The 22696-nt window shown below is 68.7% G+C and carries 20 protein-coding genes and 3 pseudogenes; 22 read left to right on the top strand and 1 reads right to left on the bottom strand.

From position 1 onward, the window contains the following. Position 1: 1 nt before the first annotated feature. The 13 genes from ACN27A_RS15120 (at position 2) to ACN27A_RS15060 (ending at position 13273) form a co-directional block, all read left to right on the top strand. Positions 2–2191, top strand: coding sequence for a hypothetical protein (locus ACN27A_RS15120; protein ID WP_421453797.1), 2190 nt, complete (start codon positions 2–4; stop codon positions 2189–2191). A gap of 21 nt (positions 2192–2212) precedes the next feature. After that, positions 2213–3679 carry an SCO6880 family protein gene (locus ACN27A_RS15115; protein ID WP_421453794.1) on the top strand — a complete coding sequence of 489 codons (1467 nt, stop codon included), beginning with the start codon at positions 2213–2215 and terminating at the stop codon, positions 3677–3679. Next, complete coding sequence (locus tag ACN27A_RS15110; protein WP_421453791.1) at positions 3676–5250, top strand: hypothetical protein; 1575 nt, start codon at positions 3676–3678, stop codon at positions 5248–5250. The genes ACN27A_RS15115 and ACN27A_RS15110 overlap by 4 nt, the downstream gene beginning before the upstream one ends. Next, entirely contained in the window at positions 5250–7100 is a 1851-nt protein-coding gene (locus ACN27A_RS15105; protein WP_421453789.1) for a type IV secretory system conjugative DNA transfer family protein, read from the top strand. Before ACN27A_RS15110 ends, ACN27A_RS15105 begins: the two co-directional genes overlap by 1 nt. Continuing rightward, positions 7100–7741 (top strand): hypothetical protein, encoded by a 642-nt coding sequence (locus tag ACN27A_RS15100; protein WP_421453787.1) that lies wholly within the window; start codon positions 7100–7102, stop codon positions 7739–7741. The genes ACN27A_RS15105 and ACN27A_RS15100 overlap by 1 nt, the downstream gene beginning before the upstream one ends. Then, on the top strand, positions 7738–8004 hold the full coding sequence (locus ACN27A_RS15095; RefSeq protein WP_101411406.1) for a hypothetical protein: 267 nt from the start codon (positions 7738–7740) through the stop codon (positions 8002–8004). Before ACN27A_RS15100 ends, ACN27A_RS15095 begins: the two co-directional genes overlap by 4 nt. A 5-nt stretch (positions 8005–8009) precedes the next feature. Next, on the top strand, positions 8010–8228 hold the full coding sequence (locus ACN27A_RS15090; RefSeq protein ID WP_421453784.1) for a hypothetical protein: 219 nt from the start codon (positions 8010–8012) through the stop codon (positions 8226–8228). Then, positions 8225–8716, top strand: coding sequence for a hypothetical protein (locus ACN27A_RS15085; RefSeq protein ID WP_421453782.1), 492 nt, complete (start codon positions 8225–8227; stop codon positions 8714–8716). Before ACN27A_RS15090 ends, ACN27A_RS15085 begins: the two co-directional genes overlap by 4 nt. Next, entirely contained in the window at positions 8713–9789 is a 1077-nt protein-coding gene (locus tag ACN27A_RS15080; protein WP_421453779.1) for a M23 family metallopeptidase, read from the top strand. Before ACN27A_RS15085 ends, ACN27A_RS15080 begins: the two co-directional genes overlap by 4 nt. Positions 9790–9973: 184 nt before the next feature. Further along, entirely contained in the window at positions 9974–10498 is a 525-nt protein-coding gene (locus tag ACN27A_RS15075; protein ID WP_421453777.1) for a MarR family winged helix-turn-helix transcriptional regulator, read from the top strand. Then, the gene (locus ACN27A_RS15070) at positions 10495–10686 is read left to right on the top strand and encodes a hypothetical protein (protein ID WP_421453776.1); all 192 of its coding nucleotides are present in this window, start codon (positions 10495–10497) and stop codon (positions 10684–10686) included. Before ACN27A_RS15075 ends, ACN27A_RS15070 begins: the two co-directional genes overlap by 4 nt. Further along, the gene (locus ACN27A_RS15065) at positions 10683–12020 is read left to right on the top strand and encodes an MFS transporter (protein ID WP_421453773.1); all 1338 of its coding nucleotides are present in this window, start codon (positions 10683–10685) and stop codon (positions 12018–12020) included. Before ACN27A_RS15070 ends, ACN27A_RS15065 begins: the two co-directional genes overlap by 4 nt. A 32-nt stretch (positions 12021–12052) precedes the next feature. Further along, entirely contained in the window at positions 12053–13273 is a 1221-nt protein-coding gene (locus ACN27A_RS15060; protein ID WP_421453771.1) for a pyridoxal-dependent decarboxylase, read from the top strand. On the opposite strand, the gene ACN27A_RS15055 is transcribed toward ACN27A_RS15060, so the two are convergent. Continuing rightward, positions 13274–13939: a hypothetical protein gene (locus ACN27A_RS15055; RefSeq protein WP_421453768.1), complete on the bottom strand. Its 666-nt coding sequence runs from the start codon at positions 13937–13939 to the stop codon at positions 13274–13276. A 209-nt stretch (positions 13940–14148) separates the two neighbouring features. On the opposite strand from ACN27A_RS15055, the gene ACN27A_RS15050 reads away from it, so the two are divergent. The 9 genes and pseudogenes from ACN27A_RS15050 to ACN27A_RS15010 all read left to right on the top strand — a co-directional run. Then, on the top strand, positions 14149–14274 hold the full coding sequence (locus ACN27A_RS15050; protein WP_421453765.1) for a hypothetical protein: 126 nt from the start codon (positions 14149–14151) through the stop codon (positions 14272–14274). A gap of 484 nt (positions 14275–14758) precedes the next feature. Beyond that, positions 14759–15025, top strand: a pseudogene (locus ACN27A_RS15045) (site-specific DNA-methyltransferase); the annotation flags it as partial. Next, on the top strand, positions 15022–15231 hold the full coding sequence (locus tag ACN27A_RS15040; protein WP_421453763.1) for a helix-turn-helix transcriptional regulator: 210 nt from the start codon (positions 15022–15024) through the stop codon (positions 15229–15231). The pseudogene ACN27A_RS15045 and the gene ACN27A_RS15040, both read left to right, overlap by 4 nt. Positions 15232–15886: 655 nt before the next feature. Next, positions 15887–16400, top strand: a pseudogene (locus ACN27A_RS15035) (tyrosine-type recombinase/integrase). Between the two features lie 728 nt (positions 16401–17128). Then, entirely contained in the window at positions 17129–17608 is a 480-nt protein-coding gene (locus tag ACN27A_RS15030) for a hypothetical protein (RefSeq protein ID WP_421453760.1), read from the top strand. A gap of 464 nt (positions 17609–18072) precedes the next feature. Next, on the top strand, positions 18073–18393 hold the full coding sequence (locus ACN27A_RS15025; protein ID WP_421453757.1) for a hypothetical protein: 321 nt from the start codon (positions 18073–18075) through the stop codon (positions 18391–18393). 425 nt (positions 18394–18818) lie between these two features. Beyond that, the gene (locus ACN27A_RS15020) at positions 18819–19598 is read left to right on the top strand and encodes a transposase family protein (RefSeq protein WP_421453754.1); all 780 of its coding nucleotides are present in this window, start codon (positions 18819–18821) and stop codon (positions 19596–19598) included. Between the two features lie 53 nt (positions 19599–19651). Beyond that, complete coding sequence (locus ACN27A_RS15015) at positions 19652–21001, top strand: CU044_5270 family protein (RefSeq protein ID WP_421453752.1); 1350 nt, start codon at positions 19652–19654, stop codon at positions 20999–21001. Between the two features lie 512 nt (positions 21002–21513). Continuing rightward, a pseudogene (locus ACN27A_RS15010) lies at positions 21514–22579 on the top strand (IS110 family transposase); the annotation flags it as partial. Between the last annotated feature and the right edge of the window lie 117 nt (positions 22580–22696).

Below are 22696 nucleotides of genomic sequence, written 5' to 3'. Positions count from 1 at the left end.
CATGGCTGCCCTGCCCACAACCCTGCGGCTGCTGCTCGCGGTGGTGTCCTCGATGACGGTCGCGGCGGTTGCCCCCGCGTCCGCCGCAGCGGCACCAACGCCCACGCCGTCGCCGTCATCGCCGGTCTCGGCGTGCCCGGCCCCGCCGGCTGACGTCCAGCCTGGCGCGGGTGCCGAGCCGTTGAGGCAGCCGCAGGTGGCCTGGTGTCTGCCGTGGGCGCGGTGGCAGCAGGGCGACGGCTGGACGACTGTGTGCAGCGCGGCGGCCAGCACTGTGGAGCAGGAACACTGCGACGCGGTGGCAATGACGGTGCAGTCCCCGCCGCCGGACGGCACGCCATCGGTGCTCGACGAGCGGCTGCCGGCCGCCGGTGAGCAGCCGGTGCGCTGCGAGCGGCTGGACGCGAAAGCAGCGCAGGACGTACCGAACGCGTCGCGGTGGACGGCGAAGGCCGAGCGTTGCCGTGCGCTGCGGTCGGTGTTGGTGGCGTGGTCGTCGCTGAAGGCGTCGTCGGAGTGCGAGCCGTTGGACGTGTCCTGCAAGGTGGGCGCCCAGGTGAAGGAAGCGGCGCGCACCGGGTTCGAGGGTCTGGCCGACATAGCGGTGGCGGGGTTCGCGTGGGCGTTGGGCAAGCTCGCCGAGCTTGTGTTCACACAGTCCTCCGCCGTGCCAGACGAACCGTTTTACGGCGTCTACAACGACATCTCCGGCGTGCTGATCGTCATGGTGCTGATCGTGTTCGTGATCTCTACGGCGATCAACGGGCTGCGGGTGAGCGGGCCAGGGCCGCTGTCGAGCCTGGGTGGGCTGGTGCGGGCGATGTTCGGCATCGCGTTCGCCGGCGGCATCGCGTACCTGCTGATGGCGGCCTGGGACGAGGCGACACTGGCGCTGATCGCCCGCAATCAGCAGCGGGACTGGCAGCCGAGCATGTGGGTCGACGCGTTGAACGCATTGACCGCGGACGCGGGCACGGTTCTGCTGGCCTTCGTCGTCGCCGTGGTCGGCGTGTTCGGCCTGGTGCTGGTGTTCGTGATGCTGTTGTTCCGCTCGTTGCTGGCCGCAGGGGCGGCGTTGTTCGGGGCGATGGCGATGACCGGTCAGATCATGACCGAGACCCGCGCGTGGGGCCGGAAGTGGTTCTGGACCTGCAACGCGCTGGCCGCGTCGAAGTTCTTCATCGCCGCGTTGTGGATCTACGGCACCCGCACCACCTACGAGAGCGACAACGTGGTCAACGTGCTGCGAGGGCTGTTCATCATCGTGTTGATGGTCCTCGCGCCGTGGATCCTGCTCCGGCTGACGAGCATGTGGGACGGCTACCTCGCCGATGTCGACGCCCGAGGGTTTCTGACCTCGGCAGCCGGGGCTGTCGGGCTCGACGCCGCATCGCGGCGCCTGACCGACCCGTCGAACGACGGGGGTGAGATGGATGCGGCGTCGCTGATGCAGGGCAACGCCGACACCATCCCCACCAGCCCGACATCTCCCACCGGCCCTGCCAGTGCTCTCGCGGGGCTGCCGGATGAGGTGGAGGCCCTGCACGGCCGAGGCGACAGTGACCAGGTCGGCCAGCCCGCCAACGCCGCTGGCGAGCAGGCTGCTGGGGGTGAGAACGCCGACGAGGCAGCGGGGGTGCAGCGGGACTCCCGCACCGCCCAGGGTGACGTGACGCGCGGGCAACTCACCCTGCCGGGCGACGCCACCGGCGAGCAGGGCGCCCTCCCGGTGACACTGCAGGACGCCCACGACCAGACGCCCGCCTCGGCCGGCTCAGGCAATGGCGCCCCCGGCAGTTCCGGCGTGGGTGGTGGGGCTGCTGTCCCGTCGGGTCCGAGCGCGGGATCGCCGAGCCTTGGCGGAAGTCCGCTGCCGCAGCTCGCGGACGACAGCGATACCGCCGGACGGGCCACCGGGGCAGCGGCGTCTCAAGACGAGACGTCCGTGTCGGCCGGCTCGGACGCCGGGGAACCCGTTGGCAGCGCTCCGTTGCCGGTCGGTGGCGGCCTCGACGTGAGCGGCGGGGCTTCTGGCTCGTCGGGCGTGGGGGCGGCATCGCTGAGTTCCGGTGGTAGCCCGCTGCCGCCGGAGAACGACGGAGATGGCGCTGGTGGCGCCGCGGCGGGCCGGAGCGGTGGGCAGGGCGCTGCCGCTGGTGGTGCCGCCGAGATTCCGATCGTGCCGGCCTAGATCACTGCGAAGGGGGAGGTCATGACGCAGTTCCAGTTTCCGCCGCGCTCGACGCGGGGATCGATGCTGGGCTTCAGTTGGGGGCAGATCGGCACGGCGGTGGCCGGGGTGATCTGCCTGGTCATCGCCGCGAACCTCTTGGCGGTGGGCCGGCAGGGCGCTGCTGCCGGGATGCTCGCGGCGGCGCTGCTGCTGCTGACCGTGGCGCTGCTGCGGATCCGGGGCCGGCGGGTCACCGAGTGGACGCCGATCGTCGTGGGCGCTCTGGTGCAGCGGGCGGCCGGGCAGGACCGCTACCGCGGGGCGGTGTGGGCGGCGAACCCGGGTACCGCGCATCTGCATCTGCCGGGGCCGGCGGCGGGCTATCAGTGGTTGCCGGCGGTGGCTGCCGACGGGCTGACGGAGGTGGGGCTGCTGCATCACCGTCGGGAGGGCACGGTGACCGCGACGTTGTCGTGCGCCGGCAGCAACCTGATGTTGGCGGACACGACGGTGCAGCAGCAGCGCCTTGCCTCGTGGGCGGACGTGTTGAACCTGCTGGGCACCGAGTACGCCGACAGCGGCCTGGTGCGGTGGGCGGTGACGGCGCGGGCGGTACCCGATGTGGCGAACCAGGCGCAGCGTTACCTCGGCCAGGCGGTGGATACGGGCACGCGGGCGTATCGGTCGCTGGCGGAGCTGACAGCGGCGGCGGGGCCGGGGACCCAACGCCACGACGTGTTCCTCACGGCCGTGTTCGATGTGCGGAAACTGTCGGGGGAGGTTGCGGACGCGGGCGGCACGGACGCCGCTATCGCCGCGGTGGTGCTGGACAAGCTGACTGGTGTGCAGGCGGCGGTGCGTGAGGCCGGTATCGACACTGGTGGCTGGTTGACGCCGCGTGAGTATGCGGCGGTGCTGCGCGGGCAGTTCGACCCGGAGGACGTCGAGGCGCAGGTGGCGCCGCACGCGGGTGGGCCGGTGGCGGCGGAGACGGTTGGCTGGTCGGCGTATCGGCACGACTCGGGGTTCTCGCAGACGCTGTGGGTGTATGAGATGCCCCGCCAGGCGGTGCCGATGACGTGGATGACGCCGCTGTTCACCCGCACCGTCGGCCGACGTGCCGTGACGGTGGTGGCGGAGCCGGTGCCGGCGCAGTTGGCGCAGTTGGCGACGCGTCGGGACAAGGTCGCCCGTGCCGGGGACGAGGTGACCAAGCGGCGGATGCGGCTGGTGCGCACCGCCCGGGAGGACGAGGAGGCCCGCGCGGTCGAGCAGGTCGACCGGGAGCAGGCCGCGGGGCACGTGCGCTACCGGTACGCGGTGCTGGTCACTGTGACCGCTGACAGTCCTGAGCGGTTGCGCCATGACGTGCGTGCGGTGCGCCGGGTGCTGGGCCGCTGCGGCTGCCACGCGGTCGTGCTCTACGGCGAGCAGGACCAGGCGTTCGCGGCTGGAGCGTTGCCGCTGGCGCGTGGGCTCAAGCCGATGCGGGGGTGGTTCGCGTGAGTGCGGGCAACGGTAGAACTGCTCGACCCCGGGTCCGGCGGGAAGGCTCGTGGTCGCAGCGCCTCGCCGACTCCGCAGCCCGCCGTGACCTCGCGGCGGCGCAGGCGGATCTGGCGGGGGAGCAGCGGGCGGTGCGGCGGCTGTCGGATCGGCTGCTGGGTCCGCCGTCGGTGGACGGGCGCGGTGCGTTCGGGCGGGCGGCGGGACGGGTGTATTGGCGGCTGCGGCTTCCGCCGCTGGTGACCACGAGCGCGCAGTTGTGCAGCGTGTACCCGTTCGTCGCGGACCCGGGGTTGGGGGTGGACGGGCCGCTGATCGGGCAGGAGGTGTACTCCCGCGCCGGGTTCGTCTTCGGCATCCACGAGCTGTACGGGGCGGGTGCGCTGAGCGCCCCAAACATGGTGGTGACCGGGGAGATCGGGTCGGCGAAGTCGTCGCTGCTCAAAACGGTCGCGTTTCGTGGTGTGCCGTTCGGGGTGCGGTTCTACATCGTCGACGTCAAGGGCGAGTACGACACCCTCGCCACCACCGCCGGCATCCGACCCGTGCGCGTCGGCCCCGGCTCAGGGGTGGTGATGAATCCTCTGGCGGGGATCCGTCGGCTGCCGGGGCAGGGTGAGGCGGAGTGGTTGCAGCTCCAGCGGGCCCGCCGCCTGCTGCTGCTGGAAGGGCTGCTGGAGATCCAGCTCGGCGGGCTGCTCGGTGAGGCCGAACGGTCCCTGGTCGAATACGCCCTCGACGCGGTGACCCGCGCCGAGGACGGCACCAGCCCGGATCGGATGGACATCCCGACGCTGTCGCGGGTCCTCGCCGCGATGAGCGACCCGCCACGGTGGGCGCACCGGCTGGCCGGCGTGCACTACGACGTCGACCAGTTCACCGCCGACAGTCGCCGCGTGCGGCTGGCGTTGGAGCGGCTGATCACCGGCGCGCTCGGCGGGATCTTCGACGCCCCGGCCGCGTCGACGCTGACGATCGACTTCGATCAGGCGGGCGCGATTCTGGACCTGCGGGCGGTGCGGGCGTCGGACCAGATGACGGCGATGGCGATGACCTGCGCCCAGTCGTGGCTGGAGACGGAGCTGACCCGCCCGGACGCCCCGACTCGCGTCTGCCTCTACGACGAGTTCGCCCTCGTCAGCCGCCACCTGGGGCTCATGCGGCGTATGCGTGAACAGCTGAAGCTCGCCCGAGCCTTGGGCACGGCCAACATCCTCGCGTTTCACCGGTTTTCCGACCTCGCCGCCAGTGGCGCCGCTGACTCCGAGCAGGTCCGTATTGCCCGGGGCCTGATCGAGGACACCGGTGTGCGGGTGTCCTACCGGCAGGCGCCCGGCTCCCTGGATGCGGCCCGTGAGTTCCTGGGCACCACCGATGTGGAGACGAACCTGCTGCTGCACCTGCGTCGTGGTGTCGGGCTGTGGAAGGTGGGGCTGCGCTCCTACGTCGTCAAGCACCAGCTCTCCGCCATCGAGCGGCAGATGGTCGACACCGACAGTCGGATGCGGCAGACCCCGCGCGTAGCGACCGCGTCGCCGGGGGAGCCGGACGAGGCCGAGGCGGTGCGGTGATGGCCGGCTCGCTGATGTCTCCCGGGCATCGGCTGCCCCGCCGTGGGGTGGCCCGCGTCGATATCCTCGCCCGACTGACCCTGGCCGGCATCGCCGTCCTGCTCGTGGTGACCGGAACGGTCACCTTGTGGCTGGCCGGGCAGGTGGGCGGGTTACTCACCCATGCCGCGTGGCCGGACAGCTCACCGGCCGACGTGCCCGGCATCGCCGCCCGGTTCGTCACCGCGCCAGGCGACCCCGAGCAGGCGTGGCCGGGCGCAGCCCGCCAGGACCTGCCGCCGGGCCCGCTGCTGTACGGGCTGTGGATCGTCCTGTTCATCGCTGCTCTCGCCGGGGTCGGTGTGCCGGCGCTGCGGGTGGCTCGCCGGTGGGCGCGGCGGCGTGGGTTCGCCTGCCGCAAGGACCTGGACCGGGTGGTGACCGCCGAAGCGGTGCTGCGTCGCGTTGACGTGCTGCGACCTGGCCTGACGATCCGCGACACGGACTCTGCCGGCATGGTGACGGTCAAGGAGCGCCGCCGCAGCGATCCCCTCGAAGTGGCCCGGCTACTCGGCCGGCACGCCCTCACTGGCGAACCGCTCTATCTCGCCAACGAGTACACCGAGCTGCTCGCCGGAGCGGCCCGGTTCGCGAACAAGACGTCCCGCTACATCATCCCGAGGGTCGCCGACGCTCGCGGCGCGGTCATCACGACCTCCACCCGCCTCGATGTCGCCTCGGTCACCTACGACCTGCGTGCCGCGCTCGGCCCGACGTGGATCTTCGAACCGCAGGGCCAGGTGCCGGGGGTGCCTCGGCTGCGCTGGTCACCGATCGACGGCGCGGACGACCCGGACATCGCGGCACTGCGCGCCAAGGGCTTCGCCGCTGGCGCCGGACTCAAGGGCAACGTCGACAACGGCCAATACTTCCAGGACCAGGCGGCGGCGATCATCCGTGGGCTGCTGCACGCCGCCGCCCTCGACGAGCACGCCACCATGACCGAGGTGGCGAGCTGGGCGGCCAACCCGAGCGAGCCGCGCGCCGAGCGGATCCTGCGCCACCACGGGCAGACGGTGTGGGCCGACCGCCTCGCCTTCCACCGCGAGTCCTCTGGCCGTAGCCGTGACGCCATCCAGTCGGTGGTGTTCGGCGCACTGGACGCGTTCAGCAATCCCCGTATCCTGCACGCCTGCTCACCGCCTCGCGGGCAGCAGTTCGACCCCGAGCAGTGGCTGGATGAGTCCGGCACCCTCTACCTGGTTGGTACCCGCAGCGGTCAGGCGTTGACCGCGCCGCTGTTCGCCGCCATCGCCGAGGACATCATCTACCGCACCCTGCAACGGTCATTCGTATCCCCGGGCGGCCGGGTCGAGCCCTGCCTGTATCTGGTCGGCGACGAGATCACCAACATCGCGCCGCTGCCCTCACTGCCGGCGCTGGCGTCCGAGGGCGGCGGCTCGGGCATCGCCCTGTCGATCGCCTGCCAGAACACCCACCAACTCGAAGAACGATGGGGCCGCGACGGCGGCCAGGCCCTGCGCGACGGCGCGAACGCCCGCTTCGTGATGGGCGGCACGCAGGACGTCAATGCCCTCAAGGACGCCCAAGCCCTGCTCGGGCAGGTGCTGGAGCTGTCCTCGTCCGCGTCGTGGGGTGGTGGGAAGGCCAGCGTGCAGGAAAACAGCCGCCGCGAGAACCTGGTCGACCTGGCGGAACTGCGCACCCTGCCGACCGGGCACGCCCTGGTGCTGCTGGGCAACATGCCACCGGTCGAGGTGGTGCAGCAGTCGTGGTGGGAACGCCCGGACGCCGACCGATTCCACACCGCACAGGACGCCTTCAACGCGCGGTTGAGGAGGGGCAGCTGATGCCGGACCGTACTTTCCTGTTTCACGTTCCCGAGCAGGCGTCACCGCAGGAACGCGCCACCGCCGAACTGGCCAGCCTGATCGACACGCTGCGCGGCTCGGTGGAGCAGCTCGCCGAGGCTCACGTGACGCTGTCCGAGCGCGTCGACGCCCTCGACTCACCGACCGGATTCGTGCCGGCGCGGCACTGCTGGCGTGACCTGGACCGCGACCGCGCCCGGGAGCTGTGGGCGTGGCTCATCGCGTGGACCCGCTGGCTGTCCGACCGCTACGGGCTGGCCCAAGACTTCGGCGCGTGCTGGCCGGCACACCCCCCTCTGGTAGAGGAACTAACCGCCTTAGCGGTGTCGTGGCACCACGCCTACTCGACCATAGCCGACCCTGACGCGCCGCTGCGCTGGCACGAAGCATTGCACCGCGCCCGCACCCGCTGGCAGCAATGGGACTACACCCGCTGCCGCTACGGCCAACACAGCGCCCCCGCCCCGGACCCCGCTTGGTCGCAGCCGTGGCCGAAGCCCGCAGAGGACGCCGTCTGGTCGCAGCCGTGGCCGAAGCCAGCTCAGGACGCCGTCACCGCCGACATCAACGCACGGCCGGCGCACGCCGCAGCGGCCACCCAGGAGGGAGAGAACAGATGACACATCCGGCCGAGATCACCAACGTGTGGGACTGGCAGCGCTTCGAGGCTGCCCTGGCAGGGCTGCGCGTCGGGGTCGACACCCTCGACGACTTCATCACCGGCCTGCGTGAAGACCCCAACGAGGCATACGGCAATAGCCGCAACCCCGAGGAGAAGCAGCAGTGGACGGACATCGATCAGCAGACACGGCGCAACACGGAGCTGGACTGGGCCAGCGACGGCTACCTCGACGGCGACTACCACCGCGACATCGAGGAGTAGATGCGATGTCGCGCGACGCTCGCCTCACCGCGATCATCACCAGCCTTACCTACCTGCACATCGACATCAACGACTTCGTCGACGCCTCCGCCGGGCAACTCTCGGCGCAGCGACGCGCCGCGCTGGTCGACGTGCACCACCAACTACGTGTGCTCGGACAGTGCGTCAACGCCGCGCTCGGCCCGGCGCCCGCCCCGGACGCTGAGCCCGCGGAGCCGACATGACCCGCCACTACCTCACCGCCCAGGTCCTGGCGGCGGCCGTGCTGCTGACCGGCGGATGCGCGAACCCGACGTACCAGGCCCCGGCGGCACCGGCTACCAGCACCTCAGCCGGTCAGCCGCCGTCAGGGCTGGCGGCGGATCCGGACGGGGTGCTGCCCACCCGCTCCGCCGCCACGGATCCGGCTGCCGCGACCGCGGCGGCCCGCTTCGTCGGACTGTGGGCCCGCCCCACAGTGCCGTCCGCCCGGTGGCGCGCTGAACTGCGTCCCTACGCGGTGCCGGCCTACGCGGATCTGCTCGGCACCGTCGACCCGGCCAACGTGCCCGCCACCCGCATCACCGCGCCTGCCCGGGTCGTGTCCGCCAGCGACACCCGGGCGGAGGTCGACGTCGACACCGACGCAGGCGTGCTCCGCGTGGTGTGCGTGCGCGACGACCAGCGGTGGCTGGTGGCCACCGTCGGCAGGAACCCGGATAACCGCCGATGAGCAGGGGCCGGGCCGGGCTCGTCGTGGCGGTGGTGGCCGCGCTGCTGCTGTGTGGGCTGCCGGTGGCGTCGGTGATCACCGAGGCGCCGGCGGCGGCCTGCGGCCCCACCGCGGCGCAGACCGCGAGCAGTGCCGGTGCCCGTGGCGGAGTCGGCCGGTGGACCAGTGAGCAGGTCACCAACGCGGCCACGATCATCGCGGTCGGTCAGCAGCGGGGGATACCTGCCCGAGGTTGGGTCATCGCGGTAGCGACGGCCATGGTCGAGTCCAGCCTGCGCAACCTGCGCGGCGGCGACCGCGACTCCCTTGGCCTGTTTCAGCAGCGGCCCAGCCAGGGATGGGGCACTCCCGCGCAGATCCTCGATCCCGTCTACGCCAGCGGGAAGTTCTACGACAAGCTGCTGCGCATCGACGGCTGGGAGAAGATGCCGCTCACCGTTGCCGCGCAGCGGGTTCAGGTCTCGGCGTTTCCCGACCGCTACGGCGAGTTTGAGCACGACGCCGAGCAGGTTGTCGCGGCCGTGGTCGGCGTCAACGCGATCGGCGAGCTGCCCGGGGCGAGTCTCGCCTCCTGCGGCAGTGCACCGAACGTGGCGGCGTCGGGCTGGACGGTGCCGTTGCGCGCGAAAGTGGGCAGCGGCTACGGGCCACGCGCTGGCCGCCTGCACGCCGGCGTGGACCTCAGCGTGCCCCGCAACACCGTCATCCGTGCGGCCAGCGCCGGTGAGGTGGTGTGGTCCGGCTGCGACCCGAGCACCGGCAACTGCGACATCGACGGCAGCCCGAGCACCCGGGGATGCGGCTGGTACGTCGACCTCGTGCACGCCGGAGGCTACGGCACCCGCTACTGCCACATGGTCCGCCGCCCCGACGTCCGCGACGGCGACACCGTCCAGGCGGGCCAGCCCATCGGCTTGGTCGGCACCAGCGGCCACTCCTCCGGCCCGCACCTGCACTTCGAAACCCACCAGGCGGTCTGCGACCAGTCGCGCTGCGACCTCAGCAACGCCAACTCCACTAACCCGGTGCCGTTCATGCGTGAACGCGGCGCCCCACTCGGCGACAGCAGCTAAACCCGGACCTTCAACAGCACATCGATAGCGCGCCAATCACGGGGGTGAAGATGCGCACCGATCAGAACGGGCACCCGCGCGTGCCGACACCACAACCGCCGCCACCGGCCGACCGTGCCGGCGGCAAAGGCCAGCGCCGAGACCGCAACACCCTGCGCCGACCGCGACACCTGCGTAGGCCGCGATGAACCACAGCCACCGCCGGCAGACCGCCGGCGTCTACCGCCCACCGGTCAACACCCGGCCCATCGCACCACCGCGTCCCGATGCGGTGGCGCAGCTGTGCCGCACCGCGAACAGCGTCCGCGCCCTGCTGGAACGCACCGTGCTGCGCGAGGCCGACCTGACCTGGACCAGCTACGACGTGCTGGTGCTCATCTGCACCCACCGCGTCATCGAAACCCGCGCCATCACCGTGGAAGTCGGCATCGCCAAAGCCACCCTCACCAAAGTCCTCCGCGACCTCGTTGAGCGCGACCTCGTGCGCCGCCAGCTCCACGAGCGTGACCGCAGACGAATCGTCGTCCGACCCACACAAGCCGGCATTGACCTGGCACGCGAGTTGCAACACCGCGTCCACCTACAGCAGGCGGAACTGTTCGCCGCTCCGGGATTGCCGCCAAAAGACGCCCTCACCAGGGCGCTGCGAGTGGTGGCCACCCGCAGCCACCCCAACGACACCCCTGCCACGGGAGGGAACACGCGATGACCAGCCGCACGGCCCAACACGCCGTCCCGTGCGTTACCACGGTCCTCGACCCCAGCGTCCTTGTCGCGCCGGCCGTGGCCGTACGCGGCGCCGTACCGGCCGAGCTGCTGGTGGGGGCGCTTACCCGCCACACCGCCTCCACCCAGACCCCCGCTTACCCGGTGGCGACGGAAGCGAGAACCCGATGACCACACAGGCAACGCTGTCGAGCCCGAAGCCGGTCCGAGTCACCGCCGGACGCATTACCTCAGGGGCGGGGTGGCGGTTGGGCCTGTTGTACGGGCCCGCGGTCTACGGCGTCAGCTCCGCCGCCGTCGCGCTCCCGGACGCCTCCCGGCACCTGCACGTCAGCGGCCCAGCTCTGGCATGGCTGCTCACCGCGTACGCCGTGGGCATCGGCGTCGGCGCCGTCACTGGTGGGCGCATGATCGACCTATGGGGTGACCGACCGGTCCTCCTGATCGCCGTCAGCCTGCTCACCGCCGGAACACTGGCCTGCGTCGTGGCCCCCAACCTGGCCATCGCCGTCACCGGGCGCATCCTGCTGGCAGTGGGATCCGGAGCGGTCAAAGCCATCAGCCTCGCCACGGCCGCCCGCCTACCCGCACCGCAGCGCCCGCCGGCGTTGGCGCGCTTCGGCGCGTGCCTGGCCGCGTTCGGCGCCACCGCGCCGCTGGCCGGCGCACTCGCGGCAGCCTGGTCCTGGCGCGTGGCCCTAGCCCTGCCCGTGCTGTCCATCGCCGCGATCCCGCTCTGCTGGCCCCTGACCACCCCTCGACGCCAGCGAGAACCGCTGGACTGGCCCGGGGCGGGACTCCTCGCCGCTGTGGCAGCCGGACTTCTCCTGACTGCCCAAACCGCTGCCCAACACACCAGCGCCCTCACCACCGCGGCGTCCGCGGCAGCCACGGTGACCGCCGCGCTGACCCTAGCCCTTCGCAGCCGCCGCCGCACGAACGGAATCGTCGTCGACGGCGTGATCGCGGCCCCATGGTTTCGGCGCGCGGCATTCGCCGGGGCGGGCGTCTACGCAGGGCTGTTCGCCGTCCTCTACGCCGCACCCCACCTGTTGACCACGCTCGGCTACGACACGATGGACATCGGGCTGCTCCTACTGCCCGGCGCCGCAGTCGGAGCCGGCCTGGCCCGAGGTGCCGCCGTCGCCGCCCGACGGCTACCCGCCCGGCACGTCCTGACGGCAGCCAGCCTGCTCCTTGCAAGCACGCTCTGCTACGCCGCACTCGACCCCAGGCCGCTCGGCGTCGCCGCAGCAGCCACAGCCGCGTTCGCCACATCGGCGACCGCGCAGATGCTGCTCACCGCAGAAATCACCCGCCACGTCACACCACAACAGCGAGGCGGCGCCACCGGACTACTCATGCTCGCGATCTTCACCGGCGGAGGCGGCGGCACCGCACTCTGCGCCGCCCTGTGGCAACCCTGCGGACCCAGCATCGCCCTAGCGCTGGCCGCGCTGCTGCCCGCCGCAGCCGCCGCTGCAGCCTCGCGCCTGCGCCCCTGACAAGGCATTCCCCGACCGACGAAGGAACACCCATGCCCCACACCCCTCACCCTGATCCCGACCTCGGCTCCCGGCTGGCCGCGCTGTGCGAGCGACTCACCACCGCACGCCGAACCGACCTGAGCGGCACCACCGCCACCACCGGATTCCGCGCCCTTGGGCCCTTGCTCGACTTCGCGATCTACAACAGCGGCGACACCGACTCCGACCCCACCCACCTCAACCACTGCCACGACCTCGAACGTGAAGCCGTGAGCTTCTTCGCCGGCTTGTTCCGCGCCCCTGAACGATGGTGGGGTTGCGTCACCCACAACGCCGCCGACGCCACACTGCACGCCCTACACCTGGCACGCATCCGACTCGGGACGGCAGTCGTCTACCACTCGGCCGCCGCGCACCCCAGCGTGCCGAACGCGGCACGGATCCTCGGACTGCACGCCATCGCCATTCAGACGACCGACACCGGCGAAATGAACTACCTCCACCTCACCCACGAACTCGCCCACCACCGCGGCCCAGCCGCCATCGTCGTGGCGAGCATCGGCACACCCTGGACCGACGCTGCGGATGACGTCGCAGAGATCCACCGACGCCTGGACCAGTTCGCCATCATCCGACGGCACGTCCACAGCGACGCCGCAGGCACCGGCATCCCGCTGGCCCTCAGCGACGCCCCACCGCCGTTCGACCTGTCCGACGGAGCCGACAGCATCAGCATCAGCGGCAATACCGTTCTCGGCCTACCCGTGCCCGTCGGCGTCCTCGTCACTCGCCGCCGACACGCCACAGCCGCCCTGACAAGCGCTCACCGCAGCGGCGACCCCGTTGACGCCCACAGCGGCCTCGCCACCATCATGCTCTGGCACGTCGTCGCCAGTCTGGGCCGCCAGGGACTCCGCGAACGCGTCCAGTACGGCATCGACCTGGCCGCCTACACCGAACAGCGACTCTACGACATCGGCTGGCCGAACTGGCGCCGCCCAGGCGCACCAGCCGTTGTCCTGCCCACACCGCCACCAGACGTCACCGCTCAATGGACCTTGATGACCGACGGCAGAATCAGCCGCATCACCTGCCACCCCGGCATGACCTACCAACACGTCGACAAGTTCGTGACCGACCTCGCGCCGCACAGCGTCGACCACGCCCGCACCTACCGGCATGGTGCGACCACCCGGGAGCCCTCCCGCAGCTCAGAGGGGCCAGTGAGCTCGCCTGGGGAGACGCGATGCCGTACGTCGGCGCGGGTATAGCTACGCGTCAACGTCTAGCCCAAGCTCCCGGCGAATCGCCCTTAGAAGGTCAGCAGACCGCGCGCCAAGGTCCCATAGGTTGCTTCTCAATATTCGGATGCGCTCCTCGTTCTGCAGGGAGCCACCGTTGAAGGCGTTCCAGCAGACCGTCGCCCGCACGAAGGCATCCCCGCAGATCCTGTCCGTCTCTGTGGACGTGAAGAGCCTCGCCTTGGCCCGGACCAAGCCTAGGTGGTTGAAGAGTTGTGCGACCTCGCCCCGCCACTCCGCGTCGAGCCTCTTTGGGCCAGGGCCATCGACGGGCAAGCGGATGGAGATTGCGGTCCGGAAGCGGTCCAGCTGTTGAATCAGCTCGCTGTAGGAGGTGAGGCGTTCCTGCTGCCAGCGGGCGTGGTCCTCGCGGTCCCACTGTTCCTGGCGTTCCGCCCGTTCGCGCTCCCAGCGGGCAAGCTCCTGCCTCTGCTGCCTCTTCCACTGTCGGCTCTCGCGCCGTCCGCTGAGGACCTGGGTCACGACAGCAGCAGCGAGCGTGCCGATCACGGCTAGGGCAGCAGCAACTAGGACCATCCACGACGGCGCACTGGAACCCACCCGACCATGGTCGCTCATCCGTGCTACCTGGTCGTCCGAGCCCATTCCGAGAGATTTGTCGGGCAGGAGTTCCAACTGCGCAACCCTGGATCGGCGCCGGTGCTATCCGTGATCTCGTTGGGGGTGCGCGGCACGGCGACGGCTTCGATCCTTCATCGGGTGCGGGACGTCGAGTCGCCTCTCTCGACCTGACAGACCTGAGCCGCGACAACGACGACCGGGCCACCCTAAGGCTGGCGACAACGTGGCGAGAGCCACCGTGAGAGGCGAAGAACCAGGCCACGGTGCACACCTGGTATCCGGCTAAGTTTGGCAGTGGCCCGGTGCCGCCGTTGCGGACCATCGCCGAGGCGGTCGCCACCTGGCCCGAGTACACCACCGCCGGCTCGACGTGCACGACCAGAACGTAGTCTGCGGGCCGCACGGCCTCGACGACTTGCTCGACGGGGTGTGACGGCGCAACCCGAGCTCGGATCAGCCCGGGAAAGTCCGGCGATGGCTCTCGCAGCTACAGGCGGTGGCCGGGCCGCTGGGCTGGAACACGGAGGACCCGGCCGTGCTCGCCGGCGAGCCGTTGCGGTCCCTCGACTACGGTCCGATGTTCTGTCGTCACGGCGGCGCGGTGTTCCTGGCCACTGTCCCATGCACGACCGAGCAGTTGGTGCGCGTCGCCCGTGAGACGGACCGGGTGAGCGCGCGCGAGGACCACGGCGCGCCTGGCAACCAACGTCCCAAGGCATCTACGACTGCCCCGACGCGCCCTTATCAGAAGGCTCCAAGAGGAATTCCCGACGCCTGACGGCACCTTAGCCACCCGGGATCAGCCGCTCGCATTCTGAGTGGGGCGGATTTCTCATCGGCTTATCTGCCGCTGGCGTTGGACTTAGCAGCACACACGCTGGCCACAGGCTTGATGACTTGACCCCCACCCGCGTGGATCGACGTCCACATCCGGCGCACCCCGCCATCCCCGGCGGTAGCGCCACCAACACCCGGCCCCACCCGGGCCAGGACGTCGAAAGGACACCCCATCCGTGCCCGCCCCACCCGCACCCCGAACCGGGGTCCGCACCGCCCGACACCACCGCGTGCCGGCCGCCCACCGACCCCGACGAACCGCACCCCCAAACCGGCGCAATCGACCCGGCAGGCTGGCGATGAACGCCTCGACCGCCACCGAGTGGCGGCCCGACCCGCTCCTGACCATCGATGACGTCGCGACCTGGCTGGGCAAGCCGAAGAACACCCTCTACGCCTGGCACAGCCGAGGCAAAGGACCCCGCGCCATCCGCGTCGGCAACACCCTGCGCTACCGGCGCAGCGAAGTCGAACGCTGGCTCGACGACCACACCGACCCGGAGCGCTGAGCCATGGCCCGACCTCCACTACCCATCGGCACCTGGGGCAACATCCGCACCCAAAAGATCGGCCCCAACCGGTACCGTGCGCGAGCCCGATACCGCGACCACGACGGCAAAACCCGCGACGTCGAGGCCACCGGCACCACCGGTCCAGCATCCATCCGGGCATTGAAGGTCAAACTTCGTGACCGCGTCGCTCCTAACGACGACGAGATCACACGGGAGACCCACCTCAGCACACTCGCCCGCCTGTGGCTCGACGAGATCACCGCCGAGGAACGGCTTGCGCCGCAGACCATCAACCAATACGAAGTCAGCGTTCGCGTCACGATCGTGCCCGCTCTGGGCAACCTTCGTATCCGGGAGGCCAGCGTCGGCCGTCTTGACAAGTTCCTGCGCGAGGTCGCCAAGGACCGGCCATCAGCCGCCAGACTCGCTAAAGTCGCCCTCACCCAGATGTTCGCCCTAGCCGTACGCCACGGCGCTGACGGCCAACCCGCTACGCGAGACTGCTCGGCTCCGCAACCCCCGTCGCAACGTGGTTGCTCTAGATACCGAGGAACTGGAAGGCGTCCGCGCGGCGATCCGGAAATGGCAACTGTCAACCCCCGGCAAACCCGGGCCTCGACACACCGGCGATCTGGCCGACATCGTCGACCTTATGCTCGCCACCGGCGCCCGCATCGGTGAAATCCTGGCACTGCGCTGGAAAGATCTCGACGTTGCCGCCGAACGCCCGACGCTCAACATCTGCGGCACGATCGTCTACCTCAAGGGCAAGGGCTTCTTCCGGCAAGAGTGGACGAAATCCGATGCCAGGTTCCGAACAGTTGTACTGCCGCGGTTTGCGGTCGCGATGGTGATAGCTCGCAAGGTCATGGCTGCCGATAACCTCTACGACGCGATCTTCGCTTCCCGGCGCGGCACGTGGCTATCCCCGCAACGTGCGTCGGCAATGGCGTCAAGCCCGCGCCGCGACCGGCCTCGAATGGGTCACACCGCACACCTTTCGCAGGACTGTTGCCACCCTTATCGACAAGGAGTCCGACACCGACAGTGCCGCCGTCCAGCTCGGACACAAAAGCAAAGCGACCACAAAAAAGCACTACATTGTCAAGCCCGCCCTCGCCCCAGACAATTCGAACATACTTGAAAACCTCGGTGGGCAATGGTAAGGGGAGAGCGGCTCAGCCTTCCGCTACATCTCGAAATCGATCGCGGTCTCTTGACCCTCCGGATCTTGCCTGTTACTCTGCTCATGCCTCACGGTGTTTGGTAGACGGGCGCAACCCGTCGACCATTCACCGTACCCACCATCGCCACACGAAGTTCGATCGTGGCCTAAACTCGGGGGATCACTTGTTCCGAAGCCGTACCCACAGCCGGTCGCGTCAATCTCACGTAAGCAAAGTTGGTGCCGTAGCGGCGCTGGCGATGGCGCTCGTTGTCGTTGCGCCAAACGCGGCGCAAGCCGCTTCTGACCATAATATCAGTGGCGAGGCTTGGTCCGATTCAACTCGGTGGTACCTGTCAGGCACGGACCGATACAAGGATGGGTTTGGTTCCATCACGGCGAGGATGAACTCGCTCCCTACGTTCGCGAATGGCACCCCAGACGGACTGCAGCTTCAGGCAACCAACAGGCAGGGCGGCTGCATACCGGGAAACTGCAACTCATGGCTTTTCACCACGACGGGCTACAACGGCACCCTGGCCACCGGGGTTGCAGGTGGAACGGTCTTCAGGAATGCCTTCAAGCGCAAGACGACGTGTCAGAGCGGTTGCATCCACACGTTCTCCGGCGTTGAGAACTACTGAAATCTGAGATAGGTTTGCCTTTCGATCGAGGGCGATCCCCTGCCGGGGTCGCCCTCGTTTTAGTGGCATCGGCAGGAGTGTAAAATTGCAGCGCCTGAAGAACCTCTCCGCGCTAATCTTGACTTTAGCAGTCGCCCTGACCACAGGCTGTCAATCCGACGACGACGTGAGCTACGCGAACTACCAGCCCGCAGACAAGGCGAATCACGAGTATCGGGAGGCCGCCAAAAAGTGGGACTTAGCCCCGGGGGCAACGTGGCCCACAGAACCCTTCGCTGACCGACTGTCCGACGGCAACGAGGCATATTACGAAAAAGGGAGTGGAGTTGTCGACGCCAGCTTCGACTGGTGGTGTTCTTGGGCCCTGACTCTGACACGCCAACAAACCGAACAAGAACGAAAAATATCACAAGATCACGTTTTACGCATCCACGAAACACCCTTTTACCAACGCCTAATTCCTCAAGACCGAGAAGCATTCGATAGGGATGTCGTGAAGCCCGCACTCACTGGGGATTTTTCTGGAGCTACGATGGTGGCAAATACGAACTGCGGCAAACATTGATTATATCCGCCAGTAGCACCACCACGGAAGGCAATATGAGTAGGGCATCTGCGACTCCTGACAACGATTCACGTTTCGCCACCGACCGAGTTTGGCAACCGAACTCTTGGGCCATTCTTGCAGGGATCTTGTTGGGCCTAATGAGCTTCGCGGGTGACGTGGCCCCTGATCCAGCGGGAAGATTCATCCTGGCCGCCTTCAGCACGGCCGCCGCTTGGTGCTCACTAAGCGTCCTTGTAGGCTATCAATACAAGAGCCCCTGGCATAGCTCTCTTGCTGCCGTAGCCATGCTTCTGCTCGCCACTCTCATCTATTACGGCTCAGTAGCGCTTTCAGGCGTCCGGTTCGGCGGTCAAGCCATGTCCGGGTCGTCACTATCATCAGTTACATGGACGAGCGAGCTCGCGTCTATGGCTCGTGGAGTCGGATTCTGGATTGCCGCATCTGTGGTTACCGGCATCGCTATGGGCCAGATTGGCCACCTGATCCGTGTTGGCAACAAGGCAAAATCCGCTATCGCTATTGGCCTGGCATTCGGAACAGCCGCAGGCCCCAGCCTCCGCGATTTTATCTTCATTCTGCGATTCGGCGTCAATCCTGCAACCTCACAGCTCATCCTTCCTGCCGCATGCCAGGCGCTGATAGCCCTCCTGATTATCGCATGGGCCATAGCCATTCGGCGTCGCCAGATCAACTGGCTACTGCTGATTGCAGCTTCGACAACCTCTTGCCTTTGCGTCGCCCTCGCATGGGAGGCAGTTCAGCTCTTCCGGACAAATCTCTGAGCCGCCCATAACGCGTATAGAATAAAAATTCCGCCCAACATTCCAGGATTGTCCGATTCACTTCCATGTAAACGAGATTGCCGGTACGGATGCATGCAGTACCGGACAACTCGACGTCATGAGAAATTCCGTTACCGCAAGTGTCGAATCCGGAGCAAGGCTTGTGCTGGCGTGAGAGTATTCGCGTGCCGAGAATCAAAAATGGGCCAGACTCACCGGTAGATGGTCCAGCGACCCAATCGGAGGCCCCGTGGACACCCGAGCGCTGACAAGGCGGTTCGACCTGACCGACGTCCAGTGAGCCTTTTCCAAGCAGATCCTGCAGCTCAGGGCGGGGTGTGGCGAGCCCGGGAATCGATGAGGGTAAGGCTCCGGGTAGGACAGCAATCGACCAAGATCCGATGCCCGGACCGGGAGCCTCGCCTGTGCTGTCTTATCCTTCCACGATCCCGCTGTCCAGCCGCACTCTGAACCGCCTCGCTGACCTCATCCGAGCGCATCGCAACCAGCATCGATCCCGGTGGCGGCGCCTTGACCCGGGCCTGCAGGCACTGCTCGCTCTGGCCCATCTGCGCAACGGTGACACCTACACCCGGCTCGCCGCCGGGTTCGCCGTCGGCGTCGCCACCGCCTGGCGGTACGTGCAGGAAGCCATCGTGCTGCTCGCAGCGGTCGCCGAAAATCTGGCCACAGCGATGGGGCGCATCCGGCGACTGGCGTACGCGATCCTGGACGGCACGCTGATTCCGATCGACCGGGTGGCAGACCAGAGGCCGTACTACTCCGGCAAGCACAAGCGCCATGGCATGAACGTGCAGGTCATCGCCGACGCCGCCGGCCGGCTCGTGTGGGCCTCACCGGCACTGCCGGGCTCGACGCACGACCTCACCGCCGCCCGCGTCCACGGCATCATCGACGCGCTGACTAGCGCGGAGGTGATGACCTACGCCGACAAAGGCTACCAAGGCGCCTGGGGCAGCGTGCGCACGCCCTTCAAGCGACGCCGCCACTGGCCGAAGCTCTCGCGCCGACAGAAGACGGTCAACCGGGCACACGCCCGAATCCGCGCTCGCGGCGAACGCGCCATCGCGACGCTCAAGACCTGGAAGATGCTGACCAAGCTGCGCTGCTGCCCGCTCCGCGCCACCGCGATCGTGCAGGCCATCCTCGTCCTGCACCACGTCGAAGCGAACCGCTACGCATGATGAGAAATGTCCCCGATGGCGGAACTCGGTGACGGCTGCGGACAGGTGCAGGTGTGACAGCTGAAATGCGGGTCCGGATCCGGGCCGGAAACACCGATGCGTTCGGTGAGCTCTTCGATGCTGTTCATCGGCATGCGGTGTGGAGTGGGGACGATCCGGTTCAGGCCGAGGATGTGGTGTCGCTGACCTTCCTTGAGGCATGGCGAATCCGCGAATCCTTGCATCCGGATGGGGACAGCCTGCGGCCGTGGCTGCTCGGGATCGCCACCAATGTGCTGCGCAATCGCAGGCAGGCGGCGCGCCGGCACCGGGAGGCATTGCGGCGATTGCCCGTACGCGACACCGTCCCGGACTTCGCTGACGAGGTGGTCACCCGGATGCACGATGCCGATCAGGTGGCTGCGGTCATGGCGGGACTGCAGGCGCTGCGCCGGGCGGACCCGAATGATCCCCGTCGAGCAGGGAGAGTACCGATGAGCGAGCCCACCGCCCCCCAGGTGCCGACCATGCCGACGCTGCGCCGGCAGGCACTACGGCATCATCTGATGAACGAGATCGAGCGGCCGGCTCGGCGGCCACGACGGATGCTGGTGCTCGCACCCGCCGCAGGCGTGCTGGCGGTCGCGGTTGCGGCCGGGGCGATAGCCCAGCCGTGGACGCCGGACAGCGCGCCGCTGATCGTGACGGTCGAGCAGGGCGAACGCAGTGGTGCGACGTTGTTGCTCAACCGGATGGCCGCCGCGGCCGCCGACACGCCGGACCCATCGTCCGGCGAGGGAGAGTACGTCTACATCAGGAGCCGAGCTGCGTTCGCCGAGATAGGTGACGGTCCGGCGCGGCTGCAGCCGGTGCAAGAGCGGGAGATCTGGATCCCGCGGAACGAGCGCGACGGCTTGCTCCGCCAGCCGTTCCTCAGCGTACCGATCGTCGGTGTGATCCCGGAGCGGGAGACGATCACGGACGTAACGCCGAACGCGGCACTCGTCGATCTGCCCAGCAATCCGGACGCCCTGCTGGAAAAGCTCTACCGGGAGCGCGACGAGCGTGGCAGAGGCAACAGCCGCGACGGTGCGGCGTTTACCGCGATCGGCGACATCCTGCGCGAGTCGCTGGTACCGCCACAGACGATTGCCACGCTCTACCAGGCCGCGGCGAAGATTCCGGGGGTCGAGGTGGTATGCGGGGTCACGGACGCGGCCGGGCGGCGGGGGGTGGCTGTCGCGTACACCGAGCGGAGCCAGCGCAAAGAGTGGATCTTCGATGAACACACGTACGAGTACCTCGGTGAGCGCAGTTACCTCGTGGCGGACACCGCCGACGGGCCGGCGGGGACGGTGCTGGGCACGACTGCGGTGCTGCAGCGAGCCGTGGTGTCGAACCTCGGACAGCGCCCAGAGAGGTAGCTGCCCAGCAACCGGCGGGATCGATGCTGGTTGTGGTGCTGGCGGACGAGGTTGGCGAGGTGGTTCAGGGTGCGGCTGAACAGCGAGATCGTGGAGGGGTAAGACAGCACAGGCGAGGCTCCCGGTCCGGGCATCGGATCCTGGTTGACTGCTGTCCTACCCGGAGCCCCACCCTCATCGACCGCCGGGCTCGCCGCACCCGCCCTGAGCTGCCGGATCAACTTGAAAAAGGCTGTGAAGGTAGGTGTTGGCTGGCCTGGGGCTAGCTGGCAGGGTCAGCGTCATGATCGCGGCTGGGTGTGGCTCATGAAAATGGTGGCCCCACGAGGTGCTCTCAGCGAGATCTGCCCATCCGGTCTGCGGTCGGGCGCCGGCCCTGTCCCTCTCGGTGGCTTGATCAGAAGCTTGCCCGGTCCGTTGCAGCGGATCGTGGCTCATCACAGTCCTGCCGCGAGAGCACACAGCCCGGGCCGACGCCGTCACGACGTCTCCCGGGAAGGCAGTACGCCGCAATGGCCATCGTTGCAGACCAGTACGACTTCGTTATCGGTGTGGACACCCACGCCGCCTCCCACACTCTCGCCTTGATCACCGCTGGCACCGGCGCGGTCGGGCAGCAGGCTCAGTTCCCGACCAGCCCGTCAGGGCTGCGCCGTGCCGTCGACTGGATCGAACGCCACACCCACCAGTCGCCGACGCTGATCGTCATCGACGGCGCCGGTTCCTACGGCGCCACCTTCACCGAGCAACTTTCTGCAGCCGGCTTGACCGTCGCCGAGGCCCCCGACGTTGCGGCCACCACCCGGCGTCGCCGTGGCAAGAGCGACGCCGTGGACGCCGTCGCGATGGCTCAAGCAGCTCGCAGCCTCGACATCAACGAACTATGCTGGCCACGCGCCGGCGGCGATCGCACAGCCCTGCGCGTCCTGACCGTGGCTCGCGAACAGATGAGCGGTGAACGCACCCGCGCGGTCAACGCGCTGACCGCGCTGCTACGCACCGTCGACCTCGGCATCGACGCGCGCCGCGCCCTGACCACCACGACGATCGCCACCGTCGCGGCCTGGCGCACCCGCAGCGACAACGCCGCCCTGGCCGTCTGCCGCGCCGAGGCGATCCGGCTGGCGCGTCGCATCCGCGCTCTCGACGCAGAACTCGCCGCCAACCACGCCGCGCTGCACGAAGCTGTCACCGCGCAAGCGCCACAACTGCTCGCCCTGCCAGGTGTCGGCGCCGTCGTCGCCGCCACCGTTCTGCTGGCCTGGTCCCACCCCGGCCGCATTCGCTCCGAAGCCGCGTTCGCTGCCCTGGCCGGCGCGTCACCGCTACCAGCTTCATCAGGCAATACCACCCGCTACCGGCTCAACCGCGGCGGCGACCGACGCCTCAACCGAGCGCTCTACACCGTCGCGCTGGTCCGCATGGGCCACGACCCTCGCACCCGCGGCTACGTGACCCGCCGCACCCGCGAAGGACGCACCAAACGCGAGATCATGCGCAGCCTCAAGCGCTACATCAGCCGGCAACTCTTCCGCACCCTGAACGGCGCCCACCCAGCCACCAGCACCACTTGACAGCTATAGAAGCATCTCATTTGTTCGTTCAGTAGCAGGTCGGCCGAGCGCGGGACGCACGTCCTTAGCGCGCTTGCCGCCCGCGCAAGGTCCGCGTCGACGCCCGCGCCGCCGAGCTGGC

The sequence above is a fragment of the Micromonospora sp. WMMD737 genome, from assembly GCF_049179055.1.
Classification (GTDB): domain Bacteria; phylum Actinomycetota; class Actinomycetes; order Mycobacteriales; family Micromonosporaceae; genus Micromonospora; species Micromonospora reichwaldensis.
This window is presented reverse-complemented; position numbering and strand designations above follow the sequence as displayed.

Bases quoted from the DNA above. Each gene is read 5' to 3' on its own strand.
- ACN27A_RS15120 (WP_421453797.1), top strand. From the start codon at position 2: ATGGCTGCCCTGCCCACAACCCTGCGGCTGCTGCTCGCGGTGGTGTCC.
- ACN27A_RS15115 (WP_421453794.1), top strand. From the start codon at position 2,213: ATGACGCAGTTCCAGTTTCCGCCGCGCTCGACGCGGGGATCGATGCTG.
- ACN27A_RS15105 (WP_421453789.1), top strand. From the start codon at position 5,250: ATGGCCGGCTCGCTGATGTCTCCCGGGCATCGGCTGCCCCGCCGTGGG.
- ACN27A_RS15100 (WP_421453787.1), top strand. From the start codon at position 7,100: ATGCCGGACCGTACTTTCCTGTTTCACGTTCCCGAGCAGGCGTCACCG.
- ACN27A_RS15095 (WP_101411406.1), top strand. From the start codon at position 7,738: ATGACACATCCGGCCGAGATCACCAACGTGTGGGACTGGCAGCGCTTC.
- ACN27A_RS15090 (WP_421453784.1), top strand. From the start codon at position 8,010: ATGTCGCGCGACGCTCGCCTCACCGCGATCATCACCAGCCTTACCTAC.
- ACN27A_RS15085 (WP_421453782.1), top strand. From the start codon at position 8,225: ATGACCCGCCACTACCTCACCGCCCAGGTCCTGGCGGCGGCCGTGCTG.
- ACN27A_RS15080 (WP_421453779.1), top strand. From the start codon at position 8,713: ATGAGCAGGGGCCGGGCCGGGCTCGTCGTGGCGGTGGTGGCCGCGCTG.
- ACN27A_RS15075 (WP_421453777.1), top strand. From the start codon at position 9,974: ATGAACCACAGCCACCGCCGGCAGACCGCCGGCGTCTACCGCCCACCG.
- ACN27A_RS15070 (WP_421453776.1), top strand. From the start codon at position 10,495: ATGACCAGCCGCACGGCCCAACACGCCGTCCCGTGCGTTACCACGGTC.
- ACN27A_RS15065 (WP_421453773.1), top strand. From the start codon at position 10,683: ATGACCACACAGGCAACGCTGTCGAGCCCGAAGCCGGTCCGAGTCACC.
- ACN27A_RS15060 (WP_421453771.1), top strand. From the start codon at position 12,053: ATGCCCCACACCCCTCACCCTGATCCCGACCTCGGCTCCCGGCTGGCC.
- ACN27A_RS15040 (WP_421453763.1), top strand. From the start codon at position 15,022: ATGAACGCCTCGACCGCCACCGAGTGGCGGCCCGACCCGCTCCTGACC.
- ACN27A_RS15025 (WP_421453757.1), top strand. From the start codon at position 18,073: ATGGGCCAGATTGGCCACCTGATCCGTGTTGGCAACAAGGCAAAATCC.